At 71.9% G+C, this 26,294-nt stretch carries 22 protein-coding genes; 7 read left to right on the forward strand and 15 right to left on the reverse strand.

Annotated features, from left to right (window positions below):
* The first annotated feature begins 1 nt into the window (after position 1).
* Together O5O46_RS30050 and O5O46_RS30055 are read left to right on the forward strand one after the other, a co-directional pair.
* Positions 2–3,208 carry an SAV_2336 N-terminal domain-related protein gene (locus O5O46_RS30050; protein WP_269858779.1) on the forward strand — a complete coding sequence of 1,069 codons (3,207 nt, stop codon included), beginning with the start codon at positions 2–4 and terminating at the stop codon, positions 3,206–3,208.
* A 116-nt stretch (positions 3,209–3,324) separates the two neighbouring features.
* Positions 3,325–4,146: an arylamine N-acetyltransferase family protein gene (locus O5O46_RS30055; RefSeq protein WP_269858780.1), complete on the forward strand. Its 822-nt coding sequence runs from the start codon at positions 3,325–3,327 to the stop codon at positions 4,144–4,146.
* A gap of 12 nt (positions 4,147–4,158) precedes the next feature.
* Here O5O46_RS30055 and O5O46_RS30060 read toward each other — a convergent pair whose 3' ends face one another.
* The 7 genes from O5O46_RS30060 to O5O46_RS30090 form a co-directional block, all read right to left on the reverse strand.
* A complete protein-coding gene (locus O5O46_RS30060) occupies positions 4,159–5,967 on the reverse strand; it encodes a gamma-glutamyltransferase family protein (RefSeq protein WP_269858826.1) in 1,809 nt (602 codons plus the stop codon).
* A gap of 2 nt (positions 5,968–5,969) precedes the next feature.
* Positions 5,970–6,437 (reverse strand): SCP2 sterol-binding domain-containing protein, encoded by a 468-nt coding sequence (locus O5O46_RS30065; protein ID WP_269858781.1) that lies wholly within the window; start codon positions 6,435–6,437, stop codon positions 5,970–5,972.
* Positions 6,438–6,515: 78 nt separating this feature from the next.
* Positions 6,516–7,973, reverse strand: coding sequence for a phytoene desaturase family protein (locus tag O5O46_RS30070; protein ID WP_443072663.1), 1,458 nt, complete (start codon positions 7,971–7,973; stop codon positions 6,516–6,518).
* A gap of 118 nt (positions 7,974–8,091) precedes the next feature.
* Positions 8,092–9,102 (reverse strand): TIGR03842 family LLM class F420-dependent oxidoreductase, encoded by a 1,011-nt coding sequence (locus O5O46_RS30075; protein WP_269858783.1) that lies wholly within the window; start codon positions 9,100–9,102, stop codon positions 8,092–8,094.
* A 9-nt stretch (positions 9,103–9,111) separates the two neighbouring features.
* On the reverse strand, positions 9,112–10,527 hold the full coding sequence (gene hydA / locus O5O46_RS30080; RefSeq protein ID WP_269858784.1) for a dihydropyrimidinase: 1,416 nt from the start codon (positions 10,525–10,527) through the stop codon (positions 9,112–9,114).
* The gene (locus O5O46_RS30085) at positions 10,524–11,873 is read right to left on the reverse strand and encodes an aspartate aminotransferase family protein (protein ID WP_269858785.1); all 1,350 of its coding nucleotides are present in this window, start codon (positions 11,871–11,873) and stop codon (positions 10,524–10,526) included. Before O5O46_RS30085 ends, hydA begins: the two co-directional genes overlap by 4 nt.
* Positions 11,874–11,878: 5 nt before the next feature.
* Positions 11,879–12,721, reverse strand: a complete 843-nt coding sequence (locus tag O5O46_RS30090) for a nitrilase-related carbon-nitrogen hydrolase (protein WP_269858786.1) — start codon at positions 12,719–12,721, stop codon at positions 11,879–11,881.
* A gap of 260 nt (positions 12,722–12,981) precedes the next feature.
* Here O5O46_RS30090 and O5O46_RS30095 point away from each other — a divergent pair, with 260 nt between their 5' ends.
* The 4 genes from O5O46_RS30095 (at position 12,982) to O5O46_RS30110 (ending at position 16,924) form a co-directional block, all read left to right on the forward strand.
* Positions 12,982–13,431: a MarR family winged helix-turn-helix transcriptional regulator gene (locus O5O46_RS30095; protein WP_269858787.1), complete on the forward strand. Its 450-nt coding sequence runs from the start codon at positions 12,982–12,984 to the stop codon at positions 13,429–13,431.
* The gene (locus O5O46_RS30100; protein ID WP_269858788.1) at positions 13,428–14,825 is read left to right on the forward strand and encodes an MFS transporter; all 1,398 of its coding nucleotides are present in this window, start codon (positions 13,428–13,430) and stop codon (positions 14,823–14,825) included. Before O5O46_RS30095 ends, O5O46_RS30100 begins: the two co-directional genes overlap by 4 nt.
* Before the next feature lie 50 nt (positions 14,826–14,875).
* Entirely contained in the window at positions 14,876–15,427 is a 552-nt protein-coding gene (locus tag O5O46_RS30105; RefSeq protein WP_269858789.1) for an isochorismatase family protein, read from the forward strand.
* A gap of 90 nt (positions 15,428–15,517) precedes the next feature.
* Positions 15,518–16,924 carry a S41 family peptidase gene (locus tag O5O46_RS30110; protein ID WP_269858790.1) on the forward strand — a complete coding sequence of 469 codons (1,407 nt, stop codon included), beginning with the start codon at positions 15,518–15,520 and terminating at the stop codon, positions 16,922–16,924.
* A gap of 1 nt (position 16,925) precedes the next feature.
* On the opposite strand, the gene ggt is transcribed toward O5O46_RS30110, so the two are convergent.
* From ggt to O5O46_RS30125, 3 genes are all read right to left on the reverse strand, one after another.
* Positions 16,926–18,752 (reverse strand): gamma-glutamyltransferase, encoded by a 1,827-nt coding sequence (gene ggt, locus O5O46_RS30115; protein WP_269858791.1) that lies wholly within the window; start codon positions 18,750–18,752, stop codon positions 16,926–16,928.
* A 116-nt stretch (positions 18,753–18,868) separates the two neighbouring features.
* Positions 18,869–19,621, reverse strand: a complete 753-nt coding sequence (locus O5O46_RS30120) for a ZIP family metal transporter (protein ID WP_269858792.1) — start codon at positions 19,619–19,621, stop codon at positions 18,869–18,871.
* A 142-nt stretch (positions 19,622–19,763) separates the two neighbouring features.
* On the reverse strand, positions 19,764–20,015 hold the full coding sequence (locus O5O46_RS30125) for a TfoX/Sxy family DNA transformation protein (RefSeq protein WP_255927905.1): 252 nt from the start codon (positions 20,013–20,015) through the stop codon (positions 19,764–19,766).
* A gap of 189 nt (positions 20,016–20,204) precedes the next feature.
* Between O5O46_RS30125 and O5O46_RS30130 the strand changes: the two genes are divergently transcribed.
* A complete protein-coding gene (locus O5O46_RS30130) occupies positions 20,205–21,956 on the forward strand; it encodes a peptide-N4-asparagine amidase (RefSeq protein WP_269858793.1) in 1,752 nt (583 codons plus the stop codon).
* Positions 21,957–22,097: 141 nt separating this feature from the next.
* On the opposite strand, the gene O5O46_RS30135 is transcribed toward O5O46_RS30130, so the two are convergent.
* The 5 genes from O5O46_RS30135 to pcaDC all read right to left on the reverse strand — a co-directional run bounded on the left by O5O46_RS30135 (position 22,098) and on the right by pcaDC (position 26,048).
* Positions 22,098–22,541, reverse strand: a complete 444-nt coding sequence (locus tag O5O46_RS30135; protein WP_269858794.1) for a DUF6278 family protein — start codon at positions 22,539–22,541, stop codon at positions 22,098–22,100.
* Between the two features lie 49 nt (positions 22,542–22,590).
* The gene (locus O5O46_RS30140; protein ID WP_269858795.1) at positions 22,591–22,962 is read right to left on the reverse strand and encodes a cupin domain-containing protein; all 372 of its coding nucleotides are present in this window, start codon (positions 22,960–22,962) and stop codon (positions 22,591–22,593) included.
* An 87-nt stretch (positions 22,963–23,049) separates the two neighbouring features.
* Positions 23,050–23,829 (reverse strand): exodeoxyribonuclease III, encoded by a 780-nt coding sequence (locus tag O5O46_RS30145; RefSeq protein WP_269858827.1) that lies wholly within the window; start codon positions 23,827–23,829, stop codon positions 23,050–23,052.
* A 44-nt stretch (positions 23,830–23,873) separates the two neighbouring features.
* Positions 23,874–24,521 carry an MBL fold metallo-hydrolase gene (locus O5O46_RS30150; RefSeq protein WP_269858796.1) on the reverse strand — a complete coding sequence of 216 codons (648 nt, stop codon included), beginning with the start codon at positions 24,519–24,521 and terminating at the stop codon, positions 23,874–23,876.
* 114 nt (positions 24,522–24,635) lie between these two features.
* Positions 24,636–26,048, reverse strand: coding sequence for a bifunctional 3-oxoadipate enol-lactonase/4-carboxymuconolactone decarboxylase PcaDC (pcaDC, locus tag O5O46_RS30155; protein ID WP_269858797.1), 1,413 nt, complete (start codon positions 26,046–26,048; stop codon positions 24,636–24,638).
* Positions 26,049–26,294: the final 246 nt, after the last annotated feature.

The raw sequence follows: 26,294 nt of genomic DNA on the forward strand, positions 1-26,294 counted from the left end.
GATGCCCGGGCGGGTGCGGCGGGTGCTCGCCGACTGCGGGGTGGACCTCTCGCCGCAGGAGCTGCTGGACGCCCTGTGGCTGGCCCAGCGGCTGCCCGCCGACGCCTCGGCACCGCTCGCCAGAGCGCTGGCCGCGGCGGAGCCGACTCCGGTGACCGGCGTCTCGGAGGCGGCCACCAAGGTGCCGTCTGCCATGCGGGAACTGGCCGCGGAGCAGGAGGCGCCTCCTGATCAGGACCTGTCTCCGGGTGCGCTGCACGCGAGCGCCGCCCTGACGCCCTCCTCCGAGGCGGTGAGGAACGCACCGCTGGCCGCGCTCGCGGTCCGCGCGCCGGAGGAAAAGGCCCTGGGAGCCGTGGAGTTGCGGCTGGGACGCGCGCTGCGGCCGCTGAAGCAGCGGCATCCCGGCGGCCGGCTGATGGAGTTGGACGAGCGGGCCACCGCCGACGCCATGGCGGAGACCGGTCTACCGGACCTGGTGCTGCGCCCCGCGGGTGAACGCCGACTCGACCTGGCGCTGATCGTGGACGACGGGCTGTCCATGCTGCTGTGGCGCCGGCTCGCCGCCGAGTCGCGCTCGCTACTGGAGCGGCTCGGCGCGTTCCGATCGGTACGGGTGCACGGGCTCGACACCCGTGGTCCGGGCGAACCCGCGCTGCGGGGGCGCCCGTTCGCCGCGCGGGCGGCCGGCCTGCGTCCGGGGTCGGTCGCGGATCCGACCGGGCGGACACTGGTCCTGGTGGTCAGTGACGGTGTGGGCGCGGCCTGGCGGGACGGGCGGATGCGGCGGGTGCTTGAGCGCTGGGCGGTCTGCGGGCCGACGGCCGTGCTGCACGCGCTGCCCGCCCGGATGTGGAACACGTCCGGGATCCGCACGGAGGACTGGGAGGTGTCCGTCCACCAGACCTGGGCGGCCAACCGGACGTGGCAGGTGGCCGATCCGGTGCTGCCGCCGGAGCTGGCACCGTTCGACGGCATGCCCATTCCCGTACTCGAACCGGAGCCCGGTTCGGTGGGCAGATGGGCGCGGCTGGTCGCGTCCGCGGGCGGCAGCGAGATGCTGCCGCTGCTGGCCGACGCGCCGCAGGAGACACCGCGACCCGCCGTGCCGTCCCGCAACGGCGGTGATCCGGTGCTGCGGTTCCGCAGCGCCGCCTCCCCGGAGGCGTACCGGCTCGCCGCGCATCTGGCGGCGGTGGCGCCGGTCTCCGTACCGGTGATGCGGCTGGTGCAGTCGGCGGTGCCGTGGCGGGCGGAGACGGCGCATCTGGCCGAGGTGTTCCTGGGCGGCCTGATGCGGCGCACGGACGGCGGCGGCAGCGGCACCGGACCGCAGCACCAGACGTTCGACTTCACCGAGGAGTCCCGCAAGATCCTGCTGGACACCGTTCCGGCCGCCGAACTGGCCCGCACCAGCAGCGCGGTGGCCGATCGACTCGGTGAACTCGTCGGCCGGTCACCCGACTTCCCCGCCTGGCTGGCGCACCCCGGCGGGACGGACCAGGTCACCGGTGCGTCCCAGCCGTTCGCCGAGCTCGACGCACGGCTCATGCGGCATCTGGGCGCGCCGGTGGGACGCCCGGCGCCACGGCAGCGGGCCTGGGGGCCGCTGGGCCCCGAAGACCCGCGCTCCCTGGGGCCGTACGAGCTGTACGCACGCAGCGAGGCCAGCGGGTTCGCCGTGCTCTATCTGGGCCGGGACGGTTACGGGCGGGAGGCGCTGCTGCGGGTGCCGCGCTTTGCGGATCCGGAGGACGCCCACCACCTCACCGAGCGGGTGGCCCAGGCGCTGACGCGGATGGGCGGTCAGTACGCGCCCGCGCTACGCGACCACAACTCGGTCGAGCCGCCCTTCTGGACGGCCGAGGAGCTGCTGGTCGCGGCGACGGGCGAGCCCGCACCCCAACTACCCGCCTTCGTAAGGCAGAAGGATCCGTCTCCTGGTTCCACCCTGTGCTACGAACTCAGTTGGAGCCTGGCTCAGGCGGTGAGCCGCTGCCACGGACAGGGTATGGCGCACGGCGCCCTGACCCCGGCGTCCGTCCTGGTCACCGGACACGCGTCGGTACGACTGACCGGTTGGTCGAGAGCCCTTGTCCATCCCCCGACGCACGAACTGGGGGTGGCGACCGCCTCCGACGTCTATTCGCTCGGCACGCTGCTGATCGCGCTCAACTCCCGTTCGATGCCGTGGAGTCCGGAGGAGGGGGAGTTGCGCGGCTCCTCGTCCTGGCTCCCCCGCGTCCCCCATCCCGAGCTGCGGAAGGTGCTGAGCCGGTGCCTCGCGCTGGATCCGCGGACACGGCCCAGCGCACGCGAGGTGGCGGACGCGTTCGCGGCACTGCTGCAGGGCGGGGCGGGGCGGTGGTCACCGCCGCTCGATGTGGCGGACGACGACTCCGCTGAGGACCTGGTGGTGGACGAGGCCCCGGCGCCCGTGGTGGAGGCGCCGTCGCCCTCCGCGCGGCTGTGGGTGCCGCAGCGCCGCACCGCCTGGGGCAGGCAGATGCAGGAGCGGCAACTGGAGCTGATCCAGCGGCCGTTGGCCCGCTGCCACCGGATCGTCGTGGCCAGCACCCTCCGCTTCGCGGGTGCCTCGACCACGGCGCACGCGCTCGGCGCGCTGCTGGCGTCCGTGCGGCAGAACAGCAGGGTCGTGCTCATCACCAACGACCGCAAGTGGTTCGCCGGAAGTGACGCCTCCGGCCTGCGCATCCCGAGGATCGAACGCAACCCGGGCGGCCCGCTGAGCACGCCGAGAAGTTATCGGGGGCTGGTCAACAGCCTGCGCGACGAGTGCGATGTGCTGATCACCGACACGGACGCCGACATGCCGCTGCCCAGTGGTCATCTGACGGACTCGCTGGTGGACCAACTGGTGGTCGTGGCCGCGCCGTCCAGCAAGAGGGGGGCGGTGGTCGACGCCACGGAAGCGCTGTTCGACCAGGTCACCCAGACCGCCTCCGACCGGCTGGTGGCGCGGAGTATCGCGGTGATCTCCCAGCACCACGGCAGTGCGGGTGCGCAGCGGGATCTGTCGGACCGGCTGCGCGGGCGCTGCCGGGGCCTTGTGAGCATTCCGTCGGACGGTGGGCTCGCGGGCGGTCGCTTCCCCGATCCGGCGCTGCTGCGCCCGGCGACGCGGGAGCGGTACCTGGATCTGGCGGCCCTGGTCGCGGAGGGCTTCCCGCCGGTCGACGGCCGGTAGGTCGGGCCTGGCAGAGCCGGTTGTCAGACCCCCGTGCGACGATCGGGACAACACTTCGAAATGGCGGAGTGCACAGGGAAGAAGCACGCCCGGGGAGACTACGGAGGAGGTCGACGATGACCGAGTCACTGTGGAGTGGCGCCGAACTGGATCTCGACGCGTATCTGCGCCGCATCGGCTACGACGGGTCGCTGCGGCCGACGTTCGACACCCTGCGGGCGCTGCACCGCGGGCATCTGGCCGCCATCCCCTTCGAGAACCTCGAGATCGTGCTGGGCCGGTCGGTGCCGCTGGACGTGCCGACGGTCCAGGCGAAGCTGGTCGGGCAGTCGCGCGGCGGTTACTGCTTCGAGCACAACCTGCTGTTCGCCGCAGTGCTGGAGCGGCTCGGATACTCCGTCACCGGCCTTGCCTCGCGGGTCCGCATGGGCAGCGATCAACGCAGGGCCACCACCCATATGTTGCTGCGGGTGGACATCGCCGGCGAGGGCTGGCTGGCCGACGTCGGCTTCGGTGGTGACGGCCCGCTGGAGCCGATCCCGTTGCGCACCGGCGTCGAACTGCGGCACGGCGGCTGGACGTTCGACCTCGTGGAGGAGGCGCCGGGGGTCTTCCTGCTGCGCAGTCATCGCCCGGACGGCTGGTTCGATCTGCACGCCTTCACGCTGGAACCGCGCTACCCGGTCGACTACGGACTGTTCAACTACTACACGTCCACCCATCCGCGGTCGCCGTTCACCCCGCGTGTCATCGTGCAGCGCAACGGCCCCGATGTCCGGCGCACCCTGGTGGGCCAGGAACTGCGCACGGAGCGCCCGGAGGGCAGCGTCCAGCGGCGGGACGTCCCGGCCGATGAGTTGCCCACTGTGCTGGCGAAGGTCTTCGGGATAGAACTCGACGCCCAGGACGCGCGGTCCATACGCGACCGCCACCGGTGAGCTGCCACGAGATCAGCGGCCGACCGCGTACCCCTGCATACCCCGGGGGTTGGCGGCGGCGCTGAGCACACCGGTGGCGGGATCCCGGGCGACGACGCACAGCCGCCCCTCGGACCAGGGCCCGCCGACCGTGACATGGTGCCCGCGGGCCCGCAGCCCGACGACCGTCCGCTCCCCCAGGCGGGACTCGACGGTGACGCTGCCGGGCCGCATGGCACGGGGGTGGAACGAGCTGGGGAAGCTGTCGTTGTGCCAGTTCGGGGCGTCGATGGCGCCTTGGAGGTCAAGTACGCGGCGCACGGCGGGACGCAGTGCCACGGCGAGGAAGAAGTGCAGGCTCCACTGGTCCTGTTGGTCTCCACCAGGGGTACCGAAGGCCATCACGGGCTGTCCGTCGCGCAGTGCCATGGACGGGGAGAGGGTGGTGCGGGGGCGTCGGCCGGGGGTGAGGGAGTTCGGCAACCCCGGTTCCAGCCAGGTCATCTGGAGTCGGGTGCCCAGCGGGAAGCCGAGTTCGGGGACGACCGGATTGGACTGCAGCCAGCCGCCGCTGGGGGTCGCGGCGATCATGTTCCCCCAGCGGTCGACGATGTCGAGGTGGCAGGTGTCGCCGCGGGTCGCGCCGTTGGTCGCGACGGTGGGCTCGCCCGCTCCGGCGACGGCCAGCGGATCCCAGGCTTGTTCGCTGCTCTGGCCGGTGGCGGCGCGCTGGGCCTGGTGGGGCAGTCGGGGGGTGCGGCCGCCGGGGCTGCCAGGGCGCAGGTCGCGCGATGCGGTGTCGCCGATGAGTTGCCGTCGGTCGGCGGCGTAGGAGTCTGACAGGAGGTCGTCCAGGGGGACGTTGCCGGGGTCGGCGTCGCCGTACCAGGCCTCGCGATCGGCCATGGCGAGCTTGGTGCCCTCGATCAGCAGGTGCGGGTAGTCCTCGGCGCCGTACTCCAACTCCTCTGGCAGCAGGGAGAGTTGCTGGAGGAAGACCGGGCCCTGGCTCCAGGGGCCGGGTTTGGCGATGGTCCAGCCGTTCCAGTCGTAGGTGGCGGGCGCCTCGTAGGAGGCGGACCAGTTCGCCAGGTCGTCGCCGGTGAGCACTCCGGCGTGCCGTTCGCCACTGGTGTCGAGAGCGGGACGGGCTGCGAAGGAGGTGAGGGCCTCGCCGATGAAGCCCTCACGCCAGACCCGGCGGGCGGCGTCTATCCGGTTCTCCCGGCTGCCGGGGGCCGCCTCGGACTCGGCGATGAGGCGGCGCCAGGTGCGGGCCAGCGCGGGGTTCCTCAGGAGGTGCCCGGGGGCCGGGGGGCGCCCGGCGGGCAGGTAGAGCTCGGCGGAGGTGGTCCATTCGCGCAGGAACAGTTCGCGTACCGCTTCGACGGTGCCACCGATGGCTTCGACCGCGGGGTGGCCGTGTTCGGCGTAGCCGATGGCATGGGTCAGTACGTCGGCGAGCGGCTTGGTGCCGTGGTCGCGCAGCAGGAGCAGCCAGGCGTCGAAGGCTCCCGGTACGGCGGCGGCCAACGGGCCGGTGCCGGGCACGAGTTCGAGCCCCAGCCCTGTGTAGTGGTCGATGGTGGCGCCCGCGGGCGCGGGCCCCTGGCCGCACAGCACGCGTACCGGGCCGTCCGCGGGGGCGAGGATGATCGGGACCTCGCCCGCCGGACCGTTGAGGTGTGGTTCGACCACGTGCAGTACGAACGCGGCCGCGACGGCGGCGTCGAAGGCGTTGCCGCCGTCCTCCAGTACCGCCATGGCGGACTGTGAGGCCAGCCAGTGGGTGGAGGACACCATGCCGAACGTGCCCTGGAGGGTGGGGCGCGTGGTGAACACGTTCACGCCTGGGGGATGTCGAAGTAGGACAGCAGCCCTCCGGCCAGCCGTAGGTCACCTTGCATCTTCAGTTTGCGGGTGAGGAACAGGGCCGGTCCCGAGGCGTTGCCGGAGGCCAGCCTGAGCAGTTCCGGAGCGGCCATGGTGAGCGTCAGCCGGGCGGGGCGGTCGGTGCCGTGCGGGGTGACCACGCACCGGCCGTCCGCGATGTACGTCTCATAGGTGTCCAGGACGTCGCCCGCACCGGTGATGCGCCAACGCACCAGCGCGGTGCGGTCGCCTGCCTCGGCCGGTTTGAACAGGGTCTCCATGCGGCGGAAGAGTTCGTCGAGCACCCGCCTGCGGTGCGGCCCGGCCATCACTTCGGCGGTCCTTCTGGCGGGTGTGTCCCGGACGATGCGGGCGAACTCAGCGGGGTCGACGGACCGCAGATCGAGGGCGCCGAGGTCGAGGGCGTCGCTGGTCGCCATGGCGGGCACCTTTCTGACTTCCCGGGAGCTACTGATCAGTAAGGCTAGGAGCCCCCTCAACCTGCCGCAAGACGACCGCTACCAACCGTGCGACGGCCGGGCGGAGCCGCCCGCCCGGTCCCGCCACATCGCCCTGATCACCGCCCGCGCCGCGTGGAAGCCCGACATCCCGTGCACCCCGGGACCCGGCGGCGTGGCGGAGGAGCACAGGAAGACCGCGGGATCGCTGGTGGCGTAAGGGACCCGGCGCAGCGTCGGCCGGAGCACGGACCGCAGTCCCGCCGTGGAGCCGCAGGCGTAGTCCCCGCCCACGTAGTTGGCGTTGTGCGCGGCGAGTTCGGCCGGGCCGCTGACCGCACGGGCGAGCACCCGGTCCCGGAAGCCGGGGGCGAAGCGTTCCAGCTGCCGCTCGATCGCCTCGGTGGCGTCGCCCCGCCAGCCGTTGGGCACCCGCCCGTAGACCCAGAAGACGTGCTTGCCCTCGGGCGCGCGGGTGGGGTCGAAGAGGCTGGGCTGGGCGGCGAGCAGGTAGGGGTTCTCAGGTGCGCTGCCGTGCAGGGCGGGCAGCAGCCCGGCCTCGACCTCGCTGAGGGTGCCGCCGACGTGGACGGTGCCCGCACGGGTGGCCTGCGGGGAGTGCCAGGGCACCGGACCGTCCAACGCGTAGTCGATCTTGAATCCGGCGGCTCCGTAGCGGAAGCCGCGGTAGTCCTTCGGCAGCCCGGCGATCCTGGTGAGCGCGGTGGGCGAGGTGTCGAAGACGTAGGCCCGGGCGGGCGGCAGTTCCTGCAGCGAGGTCACGGTGGTGCCGGTGTGGATGGTGCCGCCGAGGTCGGTGAGGTATCCGGCCAGCGCGTCCGCGATGGACTGGGATCCGCCGCGGGCCAGTGGCCAGCCGACCGAGTGGCCCGCGAGCAGGAACATCAGCGCCGCGCCGCCCGTGGTCAGCCCGGTGAGCGGAGTGCTCAGATGACCGGCGCAGCCGGCGATCAGGGCGCGCGCGGGAGCGTCGTGGAAGCGGCGGGCCAGTACGGCGGCGGGCAGCCCGCCCAGCATGCCGAACCGCGCGAACAGCAGCGGGCTGCTCGGCAGGCCGGTCCACTGCGCGCGCATCACGTCCCGGGCAAGTTCGTCCCAGTGGCCCAGGAACGGGGCGAGCATCCGGCGGTAGGCGCCCGCGTCACGCGGTCCGAGCGAGGCGGCGGTCTCGCCGACGGCACGGGAGAGCACGGCCGCGGAGCCGTCGGGGAACGGGTGGGCCATCGGCAGGTCGGGGTGCACCCACTCCAGGCCGTACTTGTCCAGCGGCATCGTCTTGAAGATCGGGGAGCCGATGCCGAAGGGGTGCGCCGTGGAGCACGGGTCGTGCCGGAAGCCGGGCAGCGTCAGCTCCTCGGTGCGGGCTCCGCCGCCCACGGTGTCGCCCGCCTCGAACACCTCGACCGCCACCCCGGCCCTGGCCAGCTCGATCGCCGCGGTCAGCCCGTTGGGACCGGCCCCGATCACTACCGCTTCCGTCGTCGGCGAGTGCTTCACAGTCACCACACTGCCAGAGGATCGCGTGGACGCGCAGGCCGGGGTGCGCTTGCCGCGCTGGCGGTTCTTGCTGGTCGGGCAGGCCCCCGGGCCCTCGGTGGGGGCCTGCCCCAAAGCGCTAGCCCAGGGCCGGGATTACGTGGTTGCCGTAGGCGTCGATCACCGCCTCGCGGGCGTCGTGCATGGCGTAGAGGGCGAACTGGTCGACGCCCAGCTCGCGTAGCCGTTCCAGCTTCTCTATGTGGGCGTCCGGGGGGCCCAGTACGCAGAAGCGGTCGACGACGGCGTCGGGGACGAAGGCCGTGTCGGGGTTGCCGACGCGGCCGTGGTGGGAGTAGTCGTAGCCCTGCCGCTGCTCGATGTAGGCGGTCAACTCCTCGGGGACCACGGCCGAATGCTCACCGTAGCGGGCCACGAGGTCGGCGACGTGGTTACCGACCATGCCGCCGAACCACCTCGACTGCTCACGGGCGTGGGCGAGCCCCGCCTCCGTTCCGTCGGTGACGTAGGCGGGCGCCGCCACACAGATGGTCACGTCCCCCGGATCGCGCCCCGCGTCCACGGCGGCGGTGCGCACCGCCTTGACCATCCACTCGGTGAGGAACGGATCGGCGAGTTGCAGGATGAAGCCGTCCGCCTCGCGCCCAGCGAGGGCCAGGGCCTTGGGTCCGTAGGCGGCCATCCACACCGGCAGCCTGCCGTCCTTGACCCAGGGCAACCGCAGCGAGGTCCCGTCCACCGACACCTCGCGCCCCTCCGCGAGTTCGCGTATGACGTGCATCGCCTCGCTCAGCGTGGCCAGGGTGTTGGGTTTGCGGCCGGTGACCCGCATCGCCGAGTCGCCGCGGCCGATCCCGCACACCGTGCGGTTGCCGTACATCTCGTTCAGGGTGGCGAAGGTCGCGGCGCTGACCTCCCAGGCACGGGTGGCCGGGTTGGTGACCATGGGCCCGACGATCAGCCGCTCGGTGTGCTCCAGCACCCGGCTGTGGATGACGTAGGGCTCCTGCCACAGCACGGTGGAATCGAAGGTCCAACCGTAGCGGAAGCCGTTGTGCTCGGCGCGGCGCATCAGTTCGACCACCGCCGATCCGGGCGGATCGGTCTGCAGGACCAGTCCGAAGTCCATCTGCCCTCCCTAGTGTCCCGTCAGGTACTGACACAGGCCGCGCGGCTGGTACTGGCCGTGCCCTGCCCGCCCCACGTAGGTGCGGGCGTCGATGACCAACTCGCCGCGCGACAGCACGGTTTCGACCCGCCCGGTGACCCGTTTGCCCTCGTAGGCGGAGTAGTCGACGTTCATGTGGTGGGTCTCGGCGGAGATGACCTGCTCGGCGTGCGGGTCGTAGACCACGACGTCGGCGTCGGCGCCGGGCGACAGGGTGCCCTTGCGCGGGTAGAGGCCGAACATCCGCGCCGGGGTGGCGCAGGCCAGTTCGATCCAGCGGCGGCGGCTCAACTTCCCCTCCACCACGGCCTGGTGGAGTAGGTCCATCCGGTTCTCCACACCGGGAAGGCCGTTGGGGATCCTGGAGAAGTCACCGCGGCCCAGCTCCTTCTGCCCGTTGAAGCAGAACGGGCAGTGGTCGGTGGAGACCACCGACAGGTCGTCGGTGCGCAGCGCCCGCCACAGCGCGGCCTGGTGCTCCACCGGGCGCAGCGGCGTGGAGCAGACGTACTTGGCGCCCTCGAAGTCCGGCTTGGCCAGGTCGTCGGTGGACAGGAAGAGGTACTGCGGACAGGTCTCGCCGAAGACGTCGAGCCCCAGGTCTCGCGCGTGTGCCAGCTCGGTGACGGCCTCGGCGGCGGAGACGTGCACGACGTACAGCGGCGCTTCGGCGACCCGGGCGAGCTGGATGGCGCGGTGCGTTGCCTCGGCCTCCAGCAGCGCCCTGCGGACCTCCCCGTGGTAGCGCGGATCGGTCTGCCCGGCCGCCAGCGCCTGCTCCACCAACACGTCGATGGCGATGCCGTTCTCGGCGTGCATCATGATCAGCCCGCCGTTGCCCGAGGCGCGCTGCATGGCCCGCAGGATCTTGCCGTCGTCGCTGTAGAACACCCCGGGATACGCCATGAACAGCTTGAACGAGGTGCAGCCCTCCTCCACGAGGAGGTCCATCTCCTTCAGGGTGTGCTCGTTGACGTCGGCGAGGATCATGTGGAAGCCGTAGTCGACGGCGCACTGCCCGTCGGCCTTGGCGTGCCAGGCGTCGAGTCCCTCGCGCAGCGAGTGGCCGACGCTCTGCAGCGCGAAGTCGATGACGGTGGTGGTGCCGCCCCATGCGGCGGCGCGGGTCCCGGTGGCGAAGGTGTCAGAGGCGAAGGTTCCGCCGAACGGCATCTCCATATGGGTGTGCGCGTCAACTCCCCCCGGGATGACGTACTTTCCGGTGGCGTCGATCGTGCGGTCGGCGGTCCATCCGGCCGCGGCGCCGCTGCCGTGCGCGGCCAGCGCCGCGATCCTGGAACCCTCGATGAGGACGTCGGCGTGCACCTCGTCGGCCGCGGTGATCACCAGTCCGCCGCGGATCACCGTACGTTCGGTACGGGTCATGGCGTTGCCCTCCCGTCTCGCAGTCCCGCCAGCGCGGTGCGCAGCGCGTCCTCCAGGATTCCGGCGCCCTCCTCGGCCTCTGCGACCGTGAGGGTGAGTGGCGGTGCGATGCGCAGGACATTGCCCTCGCGACCGCCCTTGCCGACCAGCAGTCCGCCTTCCCTGGCGGCCTCCAGAACCGCGGCGGCGGCCCGCGGCGAGGGCTCGTCGGTGCCGGGCTCCACCAGTTCCACGCCGAGCATCAGGCCCCGGCCGCGTACCTCCCGTACCAGGGGTGAGGTGGCGGCGATCGAGCTGAGCCGGGCGGCCAGCAGTCCGCCGATCCGCCGGGCGTTGCCCTGGAGGTCGTGCTCCAGCAGGTAGGTGAGGTTGGCGAGCGCGCCCGCGGTGGTGACCGGGCTGCCGCCGAACGTCGAAATGGAGTTGGCGGTGAGGCAGTTCATCACGTCCGCGCGGGCGACCACACCACCCATGGACAGTCCGTTGCCGATGCCCTTGGCGAAGGTGAGGATGTCCGGCGGCCCCGACCGGGCGTGCGCCTGCCAGCCCCAGAAGTGCTCTCCGGTGCGCCCCCAGCCAGTCTGCACCTCGTCGGTGATCCACAGGATGCCGCGTGGTGCGAGGACCTCGCGGAACGCGGCGAGCAGTCCGTCCGGCGGGGTGGTGAACCCGCCCACGCCCTGGATGGGTTCGGCGATCAGCGCCGCCACCGAGCCGTTGGCCTGCCCGAGGACGTCCTCCAGGTCGGCCACGCACGCGGCGGTGAACTCGGCGTCGGTGAGATGGGCGTAGGGGCCGCGGCTGCGGACGCCGCCGTGCACGTACAGCGTTTGCAGCGGTGACAGGCTCGTCGGTGACCAGGCGGTGTTGCCGGTGATGCCGATGGCGGAGAAGGAACGGCCGTGGTAGCTGTTGCGCAGCGCCAGCACCTGGTTGGAGCGGGTGTACGTGGTGGCCAGCAGCAGCGCGGTGTCGTTGGCCTCGGTGCCGGAGGTGGTGAAGAAGACCCTGGCGTCCGGGATACCGGACAACCGGGCGATGCGCTCGGCGAGTTCGACCGCGGAGCGGTTCAGGTACAGCGTGGAGGAGTGCAGGATCCTCGCGGCCTGGTCGCTCACCGCCCGGGTGACTTCGGGCAGGGCGTGCGCGGTCATGGTGGTGAGGATGCCGCCGAAGAAGTCGAGGTACCTGTTCCCTTCCGCGTCCCAGACGTGGCGGCCCTCGCCGTGGGTGATCTCGATCGGCTGCTCGTAGTACGTGGTGAGCCAGTCCGGCATGACGGCGCGGTGACGGGCGTGCAGGGTGGCGTGGCTTCCGGGTGCGGAGGTTTCGGTCATGGCCGTCATAACGATCACGGCTCCACAAGGTCGCCGTAGGCGTCGGGCCGGCGGTCTCGGTAGAACGCCCACTGCTGCCTGACCTCGTCGATCATCGCGAAGTCGAGGTCTCGGACGACCAGTTCCTCCTCCTTGTCGCTGGCGGTGTCGCCGACGAACTGGCCGCGCGGATCCACGAAGTAGGACGTGCCGTAGAAGTCGTTGTCTCCGTAGCTCTCCTGTCCGACGCGGTTGATGGCGGCGACGAAGTACTCGTTGGCGACCGCTGCGGCGGGCTGCTCCAACTGCCACAGGTAGGCGGAGAGTCCGCGCGAGGTGGCGGACGGGTTGTAGACGAGTTGCGCCCCGGCCAGGCCCAGCGCCCGCCAGCCCTCGGGAAAGTGCCGGTCGTAGCAGATGTAGACGCCGATCCGGCCGACCGCGGTGTCGAAGACCGGCCAGCCCAGGTTGCCCGGCTTGAAGTAGTACTTCTCCCAGAAGCCCTTGACCTGCGGGATGTGGTGCTTGCGGTACTTGCCGAGGACGGTGCCGTCGGCGTCGATGACGGCGGCGGTGTTGTAGTAGAAACCGGACCGCTCGACCTCGAAGACGGGGACGACGATCACCATGCCGGTCTCGCGGGCGAGTGCGGACATCCGGCGGATGGTGGGGCCGTCGGGGACCGGCTCGGCCCAGCGGTAGTGCTCGGGCTCCTGCACCTGGCAGAAGTACGGGGCGTTGAAGACTTCCTGGAAGCCGATCACCTTGGCACCCTGGGCGGCGGCCGCGCGGGCGTGCGCCTCGTGCTTGGCGATCATCGATTCGGTGTCACCGGTCCAGGTCGCCTGAACCAGTGCGGCGCGTACAACTGTGGCCATCGGACAGCTCCTTTGACGCGACGTCACGCCGTATCTACGCACGTAGATCGCGGCTGAGAGGACGACGGTATGAGCCCTTGGCTCTCCGTGGCAAGACCACTGCGCGGGAAAGGAAGCCTCCCCGGGGGCGCGGCCCCCGAACCCCTTCGGGAACCCGCTCCCCCGAGCCCCCCGCGGGCTCCACCCCCAGAGCGGAGCCCGCCGGAGACGATCAACAGGCAAACTTGCAAGTTTGCCTGTTGATTGTTTACCGTGCAGGCATGACGGAAAAGGCAGCGGGCCCCACAGCCGGCGGCGCCGACGCGGCGACGGAACTGTCTGTCGCCGTGGGCCAGTTGATGCGACGGCTGCGGGCGGAATCCCCCGAAGGGGCGCTCACCCCGACGCAGCGGTCGGTGATGGGGCGGCTGGACCGGGACGGACCGGCCACCACCGCCGCGCTGGCGCGCGCGGAACGCGTTCGTCCGCAATCCATGCGGATGACCCTCGGCGCGCTGGAGGAGCAGGGCATAGTGACCCGCTCCCCGCACCCCACGGACGGCCGCCAGGTGGTCTTCTCCCTCACCCCGGCCGGCCGCAAGGGCCTGACCTCGGTGCGGCACGCCAAGGAGACCTGGCTCGCCGAGGCCATCGCCAACGCTCTCGACACCGCGGAGCGGCGCACCCTGACCGAGGCCATCGCGCTGCTGAAGCGGCTGGCCGAGTCGTGACACGCGTAGGGGCCCGCACCGCGGCGGCCCGCTCGGGCACCGGCGAACACGCCGGATTCGGGCGGAAGTTCATCACTCCGCTGCTGCTCGGATCCGTGCTGAACCCGGTCAACTCGACCATGATCGCGACCGCGTTGGCGGCCATCGGCACAGATCTGCACGTGGGCGCCGCGCAGACCGCCTGGCTGATGGCCTCGCTTTATCTGGCCAGCGCCATCGGCCAACCCTTGATGGGCCGGTTCGCCGACCTGCTCGGGCCGCGCCGCGTCTTCCTGGTCAGCCTGGTGCTGGTGTGCGCCGCGGGCGCGGTCGGCGCCCTCGCGCCCAGCCTCGGCTGGCTGGTGGCCTCCCGGGTGCTGCTGGGCTTCGGCACCTCGGCCGCGTACCCGGCGGCGATGGCGCTGCTGCGCGCCGAGTCCGAGCGACTCGGTCAGGAGACGCCGCGCACCGTGCTCGGGCTGCTGTCACTGGCCGGGCTGTCCAGCGCGGCGGTCGGTCCGGTGCTCGGTGGAGTGCTGACGGCCACCCTCGGGTGGCGCGCGATCTTCGCGGTGAACATCCCGCTGTCGCTGCTCGCGCTGGTCCTGGCGGCGCTGTGGCTGCCGGGCGGCAGGCCCGAGGGACCGTCGCGGACCACGGCGAGGATCGATCCGCTGGGCATCGCCCTGTTCGGTGCCGTGCTCACCACCACCACGGTGTTCCTGATGCGGCTCGACCACCCCCGGTGGCTGCTGCTGCCGGTGCTCGTGGTGCTCGGCGCGCTGCTCACCTGGTGGGAGCTGCGCCGTACCGTCCCGTTCCTCGACCTGCGCATGCTGACCCGCAACCGTGCGCTGACCACCACCTACCTACGGCACTGCGTCGCGTACCTGATCATCTACTGCGTGATGTACGGCTACTCGCAGTGGCTGGAGGAGGCTCATGGCGTCTCGGTGTTCGACGCCGGGCTGGTGATGCTGCCGATGTCGGTGGCCGCCGCCGTCTGCTCGCTGCTGGGCGCCCGCACCAAGGGAGTTCGGGCCCAGCTCACGCTGGCCGCGGCGCTGCTCGCGGTGGGCAGCGCGGGGCTGCTGCTGGCCGGGCGGCACACTCCGCTGGCGGCCGTGCTGCTGATCGGCACGGTGTTCGGCCTGCCGCAGGGACTGACCTCCACCGGCAACCAGGCCGCCGTCTACGCGCAGGCGCCGCCCGGCGGCACCGGCGCCGCGGCCGGACTGCAGCGCACCGCGCAGTACCTCGGCGCGATCGCCGCGTCCAGCCTGATCGGCCTGTTCTACGGGTCGCGGGCGACCGACGCCGGGCTGCACGGCATGGCCGCCACCGCGGGCGTGCTGAGCCTGGTGCTCCTCGTACTGACCATCGCCGACCGGGCGCTGCGCCCCAGGCGCCGTTGACCCGGTCATCGCCAACCGCACACGACAACGCACGGAAGTAGGCACCACCCATGCCAGCAACGGCACTCGACCCCCGGACCGCGCTCGTCCTGATCGACCTCCAGAAGGGCATCGTCGGCCTGCCCACCGTCCACTCCAGCGCCGAGGTCGTCGAGCGCGGCGCGCGGTTGGCGGCGGCGTTCCGCGCCAAGGACCTGCCGGTCGTCCTGGTGAACGTCGCGGGCCGCGCGCCGGGCCGTACCGAAATGCCGCAGCCGGACCGTGAACTGCCCGCCGACTGGGCCGAGTTGGTCCCGGATCTGGACCGGCAGCCCGGGGACATCACCGTCACCAAGCAGCAGTGGGGCGCGTTCCACGGCACCAACCTCGACCTGGAGCTGCGCCGCCGCGGCGTGACGCAGATCGTGCTGGCCGGTATCGCCACCAGCATCGGTGTGGAGTCCACGGCGCGTGCCGCCCACGAGCACGGCTACCACGTGACCGTCGCGACGGACGCCGTGACCGACATGAACGCGGACGCCCACCACAACAGCCTGGAGCGGATCTTCCCCATGCTGGGCGAGACGGACACCACGGACGCGATCGTCAAGCTGCTGGGCTGACGGACGGGTTCGGGGTGGGGCCTTCCCCACCCCGAACCCACATGCTGCCGGGATGCCCCGGCCAGGCGTGTCGCGGACACGATGGTCCGCATGGTGCACAGGACTCGATGCGCGCGAGCGGCCGCGGCCGTGGCGCTGTTGGCGGTGGGTGCCGCCGTGCTCCCGGTGGGCTCGGCGAGCGCCGCGGAGCCCCTGGACGGGGTGTGGCGGATGGACGGCTACGGCACCGTCCTCAGCGTGGCACACGGCCGGCTCCGCGCGTTCCAGACGACGGCGGTCAGCTGCCTTCCGGGCGAGGTGGCCGAGCGGTCCGGCCCGACCGCCCGGGACGGGTCGGTCACGTACACGACGTCCCACAAGGACGTCTACACCGTTCGACCGTCGGACCTGCCGGACAGCGCGGCGTTGCGGGTGGCCGGATCCCCCGGCGAGCGCGGCCTGCGGCGGATCGGTGCGCTGCCCGCCGCGTGCGCGCACAGGGCTCCGTCGGATCCGGTGGCGGTGTTCGAGACGTTCTGGCGGACCTTCGCGGAGAACTACCCGTTCTTCGCCGCCAAGGGCGTCAACTGGCAGGAGACGTACGGCCGTTATCGGCCGAGGGTCAACGCGACCACCTCCGACGGCCAACTCTTCACCGTCCTGCGGGACATGGTCGCACCGCTGAACGACGCGCACGTCCATCTGTACGACGGAGGCGCGCGGTACTTCGGCCAGGGGCGGCCGGGCACGGTGGTACCGGGCCCGGCACTCGACGCCAGGGTGAAGGCGTACGTCAAGGACCGCGACCTGCGCGGGCGGCCGCTACGGGAGTTCGCGGGCGGCCGGATCGGCTACGCCGATCTGCCCGGCGGCCTGGGGTATCTGCGCGTCTCGGGTTTCGGTGGCTACAGCGCCGACCGCGACGACCCGTACACCGCCGACGAGCAGGCACTGGACCGGGCGCTGGACACGGTGTTCAGCGCCGAGCGGACCCGGGCCCTCAAGGGGTTGGCCATCGATCTGCGGGTCAACGGCGGCGGCTACGACGAACTGGGTCTGCGCATCGCCTCCCGGCTGACGGACCGCCCCTACCTCGCGTACGCCAAGCGCCACCGGGACGACCCCGGCGACCCGGGCCGGTTCAGCCGGCCGCAGCCGATCACCGTGCGCCCGGCCGGCGCCCCGCGCTACACCGGCCCGCTGGCCGTACTGACCGGAGGGTCGACCGTCAGCGCCGGGGAGACCTTCACCCAGGCGCTGATCGGCCGACCCGGCAGGACGGTGCGGATCGGCGAGAACACCCAGGGGGTCTTCTCCGACGTGCTGGACCGCGACCTGCCGAACGGCTGGACCTTCGGACTGCCCAACGAGGAGTTCCTGACCCGTGACGGGCGGACCTTCGACGGCCAGGGCATTCCACCGGACATCCGGGAGCCGGTCTTCACCGCCGGGGAGTTCGGCCACCGCCGCGACTCGGCGTTCGACGCGGCGGTGGCGCTGCTCGGCGGGCGTGGCTGACCTACGCGGTGCCCGCCGGGTGGACGACCATGGCCGAGCCGCCGCCGCGCCGTACCGTCTCGGCGGCGGCGATCCACCGGCCGTCCGGCAGCCGCTGGACGCCGGTGGCCGCGCCGATCTCCGGGTTGAGGGTGAAGTGATGGCCGATCTTCTCCAGCTCACCGCGCAGCGGGCTGTTGTACAGGCCGGGCTCCAACTCGGTTGCGGCGGCGTTACGTTGGCTGGCGCGCGGCGCGGCGATGGCGTCCACCAGCGGCAGCCCGCGGTCCACATGGCCGAGCAGCACCTGGAGCACGGTGGTGATGATGGTCGCGCCACCGGGCGAGCCGATCGCGAAGTCCGGCCTGCCGTCCTTGAGCACGATCGTCGGCGAGATCGAGGAGCGCGGACGCTTGCCGGGACCCGGCAGGTTCGGGTCGGGGACGGCCGGGTTGGCCGGGGTGAAGTCGAAGTCGGTGAGCTCGTTGTTGAGCAGGAAGCCACGACCGGGCACCACGATGCCGCTGCCGCCGGTCTGCTCGATGGTGAGGGTGTACTCGACGACGTCGCCCCACCTGTCGGCCACCGTCAGGTTGGTGGTGTTCTGGCCCTCGTACGTGGTGGGTACGGGGGCGCCGCCGTGGGCGCAGCCCGACGACGGATGACGCGGGTCGCCGGGCGGCAGCGGGCTGCTGAGGACCGCGCCGGGCTTGATCAGGCAGGCGCGCGAGTCGGCGAACCGCTGTGAGGTCAGGCCGCGGGTGGGCACGTTGACGTATGCCGGGTCACCGACCCAGCGGCCCCGGTCGGCGAAGGCGATCCGGCTGGCCTCGATGAAGTGGTGCAGGTACTGCGCCGGGCTCATGCCGGACAGGTCGTACCGCTGGAGGATGTTCAGGGCCTCGCCCATCGTGGTGCCGCCCGAGGAGGACGGCGCGATCCCGTACACGTCTCGGCCGCGGTACGTGACGTGCGTCGGCTGCCGGTACCGCACCGCGTACGCCGCCAGGTCCGCGGCGCTCAGCCGGCCGGGCCGCACCCTGCGGGTGGCGGTCGGGCTCACCGGCGGCTTGCGGACGGTGTTGACGATGTCGGCGCCGATGTCGCCGCGGTAGAGGGCGCCCAGGCCGCGCCGGGCCAACTCCCGGTAGGTGCGGCCCAGATCGGGGTTGGTGAAGGTCGAGCCGACCTCCGGCGGTTTGCCGCCCGGCAGGAACAGCTTGGCGGTGGCCGGGAAGTCGGCGAACCGTGCCTGGTTGTCGGCGGTCTGCTGGCGGAACGTCTTGTCCACGGTGAAGCCCTGCTCGGCGAGGCGTTCGGCCGGGGCGAGCGACTGGGCGAGCGAGCGGGTCCCCCAGCGGTCGAGGGCGGCCTGCCAGGTGGCGGGGGTGCCGGGGGCGCCGACGGACAGGCCGCTGGTGACCGCCTGGTCGAACGGCAGCGGCTTGCCGTTCTCCAGGAACAGGCCGCTGTTCGCGGTGTGCGGTGCGGTCTCCCGGCCGTCGATGGTGGATATTCGGTGGGTCCTGGCGTCGTAGTAGACAAGGTAGCCGCCACCGCCGATACCGGCCGAGTACGGCTCGGTCACCCCGAGCGCGGCGGCGGTGGCGACGGCCGCGTCCACCGCGTTGCCGCCGTGCCGCAGGACGTCGATGCCGACCGCGGAGGCGTTGGCGTCCACGCTGGAGACGGCGCCGCCGTAGCCGACCGCCACCGGTGACTTCACCGGGACCGCGGTGGGGGTTCCGGCCGCGGCCGGTGAGCCCGCGGCGAGTGCGGCGACCACGGCGCCCGTGGCGGCAAGTGCCGTTATCCGGCGGCGGGTTGTCGATCCTGCGGCAGGACCCATGCGTACCTCCAAGCGAACGACAGGGCCGGGAGCCTACCGGCGGGACGGGAGTGACGACAGGGGGTCAGGGCCGCCGCGATGATGTTTCGTCCGGCTGTAACGTTTCGCGTCCGGCGTCAGCCGGCCATCGCGATGACCAGCCACATGAACCCGGTACCGGCGACCGTGCACAGCAGCGTGGACAACGAGGGATGCGGGCTGTGCGCCTCGGGCAGGATGTCGGAGGTGGCGAGGTAGCACAGGAATCCGGCGAAGAACCCCAGGTACAGCCCGAGTAGGCCGCGCGGGATGGTGAACGCCAGGGTGGTGGCGGCGCCCACCACGGGCGCCACGGCATCGCAGCCGAGCAGCGCGAAGGTCCGGCGGCGGTCGCTCCCGTGCAGCCAGGTCACCGTGTAGGTGTTGAAGCCGTCCGCGAAGTCATGCGCGATGACGGCGAACGCGACCACCGCGCCGACGGTCGCCCCGGCCTGGAAGGCCGCGCCGATGGCGAAGCCGTCCATGACGCTGTGGGCGATCAGGGCGCTCGCCGCGACGATACCGAGGGCCTGGGGCGGCGCACGGTCGTGCCGGTGCGGGTGGGTGTGTGCGGCGTACTCGCCCTCGTGGGCGCGGTGGATGGCGACCGCGCGCTCCACGGTGTGGATGGCGAGGAAGCCGCCGACGAACAGCAGCAGCGCCGCGGGCACCCCGAACACGTGCGCCGGTCGGGCGGAGAGGGCTTCGGGCAGCAGGTCGAAGCCGACCGCGCCCAGCATCAGCCCGGCGGCGAGCCCCAGTACGAGATGGCGGCGGTCCCCGATACGGTGCGCCACCGCGCCGCCGAGCAGGGTCATCAAGAACGCGCCCACCGCGACCACTACTGCCATGGGGTCATGATCCGGCCGTCGTGGGGCGTCGGCGCTCGGGCTTGGGCCGTATGGGCGGCGCGGCGCCGACCGCTACTCACGCGTAGCCAGCGGGGCGCCCTGGCATGGCGCGCGAGTGGCGTACCGCGCCGCCCTCACCGGGTCAGTCGAAGACGCGCGACGCGAGGGTGGCCCGCTCCTCCTGCGGGATGGAGGTCCAACGGGTGCCGCGGATGGCGCCTTCGAGGGCGAAGAGGGTGTGGCCGCGGGCGTCCTCCGGCAGCTCCGCGCTGATCTTGGCGTACGCCGCCTCCGCGCCGAGCCGGCGCAGTTCCGCCGCGTCGCACACCCCGGCTTCGCGCAGCCGGTCGGCGAGGATCGCACCGATGTTGGGGAGTTTCTCCAGGGATTCCATGTCGTATCTCCCGGTCTGGGTGGTTCGCGGGGTCCCTTCCGCCATGATGCCCGGCTCCGGGCCCGATCCTGTGGATGCGGGGCCGTCCTGACGTCCGATCCGGCGGTCTTGTCGGGCGTCCGGGAGTACGGCAGCGTACGGGCCACGGTGATCACGAATGGTCACGGATAATCAGGAGAGGGTGATCCGATGGCACGGACCAGACGATGGCGGTCACTTGACGGCGGGCGACTGCCGACCGTTTGGCGCCCGTTGGCTGCGCTCGGCGCCGCGGCGGCATTGGCGCTCAGCGGGTTGGGCGCGCCCGCCTCGGCCGCGGCGGCGCCGCGTTCGAACCCGGCGGTGGACTACCAGGATCCGGTGTCCGCCCTGCCCCCCGTCAGCCGCCCGAACACCCGGCACTGCACGGTGGAGGTGATGCGCCATGACTTCGGCAACAACCTCACCGACCCGCCCTACGGCACCACCGTCACCCCGCCCACCCGTTGCGCGGGCCCCTGGACCAAGGTCGTCATGGACTGGTCGGGCAGCGTCAAGGGCCGCCAGTACGACCGGCTCGCCGGGGTGTGGCTGGGGGGCGCGGAGATCTTCCGCACCAGTACCGCCGAACCCGACGAGGACGGCATCAACTGGCACGTCGACAAGGACATCACCGAGTTCGCCCCGCTGCTGAGGAGCCCTCAGCAGCTCGAGGTGGAACTGGGCAACGTTGTCAACTCGACATACACCGGCGTCTACCACATGCGGCTGAGCTTCACCTACTACCTGGCCGACGCCCGGCACCCCGCCGCCCGTACCGCCGACCGGGTGATACCGGTGGCCAGGCACGATCCGAAGACCGCGCCCTGGTTCGAGCTGGGCAAGGGCCAGTCGGCGACCGCCTCGGTGGCGTTCCCGACCAATCTGACCCGGGCCCGGCTGGAGCTGTACGCGCGCGGTGGGGGCTGCGACGAGCAGTGGTTCACCGCCGTACCGGACGACCTGGCCAGGACGGCGCCCGACTACCTGTGCGGGGGCGGCCCGTACCGTGAGGTCCTGGTCTCGGTGGACGGCCGCCCGGCGGGTCTGGCGCAGCCGTACCCCGTGGTGTACTCGGGCGGCATCGTGCCCACGCTGTGGCGGCCGATCCCGGCCATCGACCAGTTCCGCACCGAGGCGTACGACATCAACCTGACGCCGTTCGCCGGCCAACTCGCCGACGGGAGGCCGCACTCGCTGACCATCAGCCCGTACGCCGCCAACGACACCTGGACGGTGGGCGGTTCGCTGTTCGTGGACACCGACCACGGTCGGGCCCGCACCGGCGGCGCCGTCACCGCGGACTCACTGGGCGCGGCTCCCCGGGTCGCCACCGCGGAGACCAAGCGGGCGGACGGCGGTACGGATGTCGCGGTGGACGTACACCGCGACTGGTCGATCAGTGGATATGTCGACACCTCCCATGGGCGGGTGGCCACCACCGTGGAACAGCACCTCGGGTACCGCAACACCGACGCGGTCTCCATGACCGGCCAGCGGCAGGTGGTGCACCAGCGGGACACCGGGAGCACGACGGTGCGCACCGCTGGTCCCGGCGGCGACCAGCAGACCGTGCGGCACTCCTGGGCCTACCCCATCGACGTGGACAGCGATGCGGTCTCCAACGTCGACTACAACAACTACGACCTGCGGGCGGCGGTGACACAGGGGCGCGCTGAGACGGACGCGGTGCGGGCCGGGCGCGGCGGCTGGCACACCACGGCCGACGTGAACGACCGGCTCACCGCCACCGGGGAACTCGCGCGCAAGAACGGCGCGGTGCTCACGGCGGACGGCACGTCCACCGAGCGCTACCGGGAGTTCGACGACTCCGGATTCTGCTACGACCGGGAGTTGCGCGCGGCGCATGGGTGGATCACCTCGGACACGGGTGGCGCCCGGGCGCGGTGCTCGCGGCCGTAGGCCGCTGACGGACGATGCGGCGCCGCCCGGCCGCACCCCGTGGCAACTCGCCGCCGCGGCGGCGAGCCACCCCATGACGTGGCCCGGCGGCGAGCCACCCCATGACGTGGCGCCCACGGGCGAACTCCGCCTTCGGCGGGGTCAGTGGCCCTCCGCCGCCTCCGCGTGGACCTGGGCCAGTTCCGGCGTTCCACCGCTCGCCCAGGCGTGTCCCGCGGCGACCACGTCGATCTCCCGGCCGGAGGCCAACCGCACCACCGGGTGGCCGTTCGGCCAGATCTGCCAGACGGCGCCGGGTACGCCGCGCACGATGACCGTGCCGAGGTACAGCCCGGCGTCGTTGCCGAGCCAGGAGAGGTTGTCCGGGTCGTCCCGCCACTGCGGCGGAAGCTGGTCCAGAGCCGCCAACGAGGCTGCGGTGTCGTCGAGTTCGACCCCGGCCGCCGACGCCTGCTCACGCAGCAGCTCGCACTCCGCGAGCAGTTCCGCGACCCCCTCCTGGTCGACGGCGCCCGGCGCCGTCACGGAGACACCGCGCGCGGTGCCGTGCCGCTTGCGCCATTTGTCGAAGAACGAGATCTCCATACCGACAGACTGGCACCGCCCGCCCGCCGCACGGCGTCAGACGCGGCGATCAGATACGGACGCTGTACGCCTTGCGCAGCGTCTCGTGCACCGTCCACGTCGTCCGGTCGCCCTCGCGCAGCACACACACATCGCCCGGTCCGACCTCGAAGACCGGGCCGCCCGCGACCTCGATCGTGGCCCGGCCGCCGATCACCACGAACATCTCGTCGGCCTCGGTGTCGGTGACCACTCCCGGGGTGATCTGCCAGATGCCGTGCGCCCGGGTGCCGTCCGCCGACTCCCACAGGACCGCGCCGGTCACCTCGGGGCTGCCCGAGACGATCTGCGCCGGATCGAGCGGTTCCGGCGACAACTCGGCGTCGGCGATGTGCAGGGCGAAGCTGGGCACGAGTTGGCGGCCCGGGTCATTGACGGTCATGGCCGGTGAGCGTACGCGGGTCGGCCGGGACACCGGGGCGGCACAGTGTGTGCGCTCCGCGGCCCGGCCGTACAGGTCGTAAAGCGGTTACAGCTCCAGGTCCACCACGACCGGGGCGTGGTCGGAGGCGCCCTTGCCCTTGCGCTCCTCGCGGTCCACGTAGGCGTCGCCGACCGCCTTCGCGAAGGGCACGTTGCCGTAGACCAGGTCGATGCGCATGCCCTTGTTCTTGGGGAAGCCCAGCTCCCGGTAGTCCCAGTAGGTGAACGGCCGGTCGTACTTCAGCGGGCGCGGTACCACGTCGGACAGCCCGGACTCGCGCAGCGCGGCCAGCGCGGCGCGCTCCGCCGGGGTCACATGGGTCAGCCCCTCGAAGACGGAAGGGTCCCATACGTCGTCGTCGGTGGGCGCCACGTTGTAGTCGCCGAGGACGGCGAACGGCCGGTCCCCGGCGGCGTCCTCGGCGACGGCCTGCCGCAGCGCGTCGAACCAGCGCAGCTTGTAGTTGTAGTGGTCATGGCCGACCTCGCGGCCGTTGGGCACGTACACCGACCACACCCGCACCGCACCGCAGGTGGCCGCCACCGCGCGCGGCTCCTGGGCGCCGTCGTACTCCGGGCCGTCGGGCAGGCCGACCACCACCTCGTCCAGCCCGACCCTGGACAGCACCGCGACGCCGTTCCACCGGCCGGTCGCGTTGACCGCCGCCTCATAGCCCAGCTCACGTAGCTGGTCGTACGGGAACTGCTCGGCCGCGCACTTGGTCTCCTGTATGCACAGCACGTCCGTGCCGCTGCTCTCCAGCCAGGCCAGCAGCCGCGGCAGGCGGGCGGTGATCGAGTTGACGTTCCAGGTCGCGATGCGCAGTGACATGTCCCGCAATCTACCGCCCGCCACCGACAGCCGGACGGCTACGCCAGTTCCACGCTCTCCCCCGGGGCGATCCTGCGGTGCTCCGCCTCGCCGATACCGGGGCCGGACGGGCCCAGCAGGGTGTTGTAGATGCCGTGCCCGTTGTCGCTCAGCAGGCCGTCATGGATGGAGAACGCCCGGCGCGGTGCGACCTCGCGCACGTAGTCGATGATCTCGGACACCTTGTTCCACGGAGCGTGCACCGGCAGCATCAGCGTGGCCACGCCCTTGTCCGGCACGGTGAGCGCGTCGCCGGGGTGGAACAGCGAACCGTCCACCAGGAAGCCGATGTTGGTGATCCTGGGCCGGTCGGGATGGATCACCGCGTGCAGTTCGCCGTGCACCTCGACGTCGAAGCCCGCCGCGCTGAAGGTGTCGCCGTTGCCCACCGTGTGCACCCGGCCGGGGAAGGCTGGGGCGATCTGGTCGGCGACGCTGCGCAGGGTCCAGATCTCGGCGGCCGGATTGGCGTCCAGCGCGGCCCGCAGCCGACCCTCGTCGAAGTGGTCCGGATGCTCATGGGTCACCAGGACCGCGTCCGCGCCGACCGCCGCGTCCGCCTCGCTGAAGTTGCCGGGGTCGATGACCAGGGTCTGCCCGCCGTTCTCCAGCCGGACGCAGGCGTGCCCCTTCTTGGTCAGCTTCATGGTTGTCTCCCCTACCAGGCCGTCCCGGGAACCGTTTCCCCAACATCATTTCACCGGGGCGGCGCCCCACCACGGCTATGGCAGGGCGCGCCGATCCGGGTATCCGGCGAGCCCTCAGCGGGGCAGCTGGGCGACCTCCCGGATGACCCGCTGGGCCACCGCGAAGGCCGAGTTGGCCGTGGGGACGCCGCAGTAGACGGCGGTCTGCATCAGCACCTCCTTGATCTCGGCGGGCGACAGCCCGTTGCGCAGCGCGGCGCGGACATGGAAGGCCAGCTCGTCCAGATGGCCGCCGGCGACGAGCGCGGTCAGGGTGATGCAGCTTCGGGTCTTGCGGTCGAGCCCCGGCCGGGACCAGATCTCGCCCCAGGCGTAGCGGGTGATGAAGTCCTGGAAGTCCGCGGTGAGTTCGTCGGCGTTGGCGGCGGCCTGGTCCACGTGCGCGTCGCCCAGCACCTCGCGGCGGATCCTCATCCCCTCGTCGTACGGGTCGGGACGCTGCGGGGGCGCGGCGGCGGGCGGCTCGGGTACGACGCTGGGCGCGGCGGTCGGCGTGACCGTCGGTACGACGGGCGGCGGGACGGTCGGGGGGACGGCCACCGGCGGCGGGGGCACCGGAGCCGCGAACGGCGGGGTGATCACCTGCGGCGGTGCCGGGGCGGCGGTCGGATGCGGCGCCGTCGGCTCGACGGGCGGCCGGAACGGCGGCTGGGTGGGCGCGGGACGGTCCAGCCAGGCGGTGGAGAAGTGCCGCACCACCAGATCGGTGAACGCCCTCGGCTGCTCCACCGCGACCAGGTGGGAGGCACCGGGGACCACGGCGAGCCGGGCGTCGTGGATGCCGGCGACCAGCGCGCGGGCCTCGGCGGGCGGTGTGGCGTGGTCCTCGGCACCGGCCACGACCAGCGTGGGCACGGCGATTTCGGCGAGTTCGGCCCGTACGTCGTGGGTGGCCAGTGCCTCGCAGGCGGCGATGTAGCACTCGGCGTCGGTGGTGCGCACCATCTGCACGCCCCACTCGACGATGGATGCCTGTGCGGCGCGGAAGGCCGGGGTGAACCAGCGCTCCGGGGTGGTCTGGGCGATCTGGGCGAGCCCGCCGGACCGGACCACGACCCCGCGCTGCCGCCAGCCGTCGGGAGTGTCGAAGCGTGCCGCCGAGGAGACAAGGACCAGCGAGGAGACCCGGCACGGGCTGCGCAGCGCCAGGTCGAGGCCGACGGCGCCGCCGATCGAGCAGCCCACGTAGCCGAACCGTTCGATGCCGAGGTCGTCGAGGGTGGCGAGCAGCCGGTCAGCCAGCTCGCTGATGGAGGACGCGGGTTCCGCGGGCGCGCCACCGTGTCCCGGCAGATCGAAGCGGAGCACCCGCCAGTGCGCGGTCAGCTCGGGTATCTGCCGGTCCCACATGTGCCATGTGGTGCCTAGAGCTGGCCCCAAGACCAGAACCGGCGCGTGTTCTGGCCCGTCAAAGCGGTATTGCAGGTGTTCGGTCGCTGTCGTGCTCACCAGGCCACGCTCCCACATCTCACAATTTCTCAAGGCGGGGGGTCGGGGACGCTCGCCAGACCTTCCCATGCCTCCACCGCCCCACGCAGATCCTCCACGTCAGGCTTGACGTACCACTTCTTGGTCGTCTTGACGTTGGTGTGCCCTGCCCACCGGGCCAGGACGTGATCCGGGACACCGCTGTCCGCGGGTACGTAAAGCAGGAAGCGCGGGCATCGTACAAGCGGACCCTGCGAAGGCCGTTCTCGTGCTTCCCGAGCGTGA

Origin of the sequence: Streptomyces sp. RPT161 (assembly GCF_027533845.1) — a bacterium.
Lineage (GTDB): Bacteria > Actinomycetota > Actinomycetes > Streptomycetales > Streptomycetaceae > Streptantibioticus_A > Streptantibioticus_A silvisoli_A.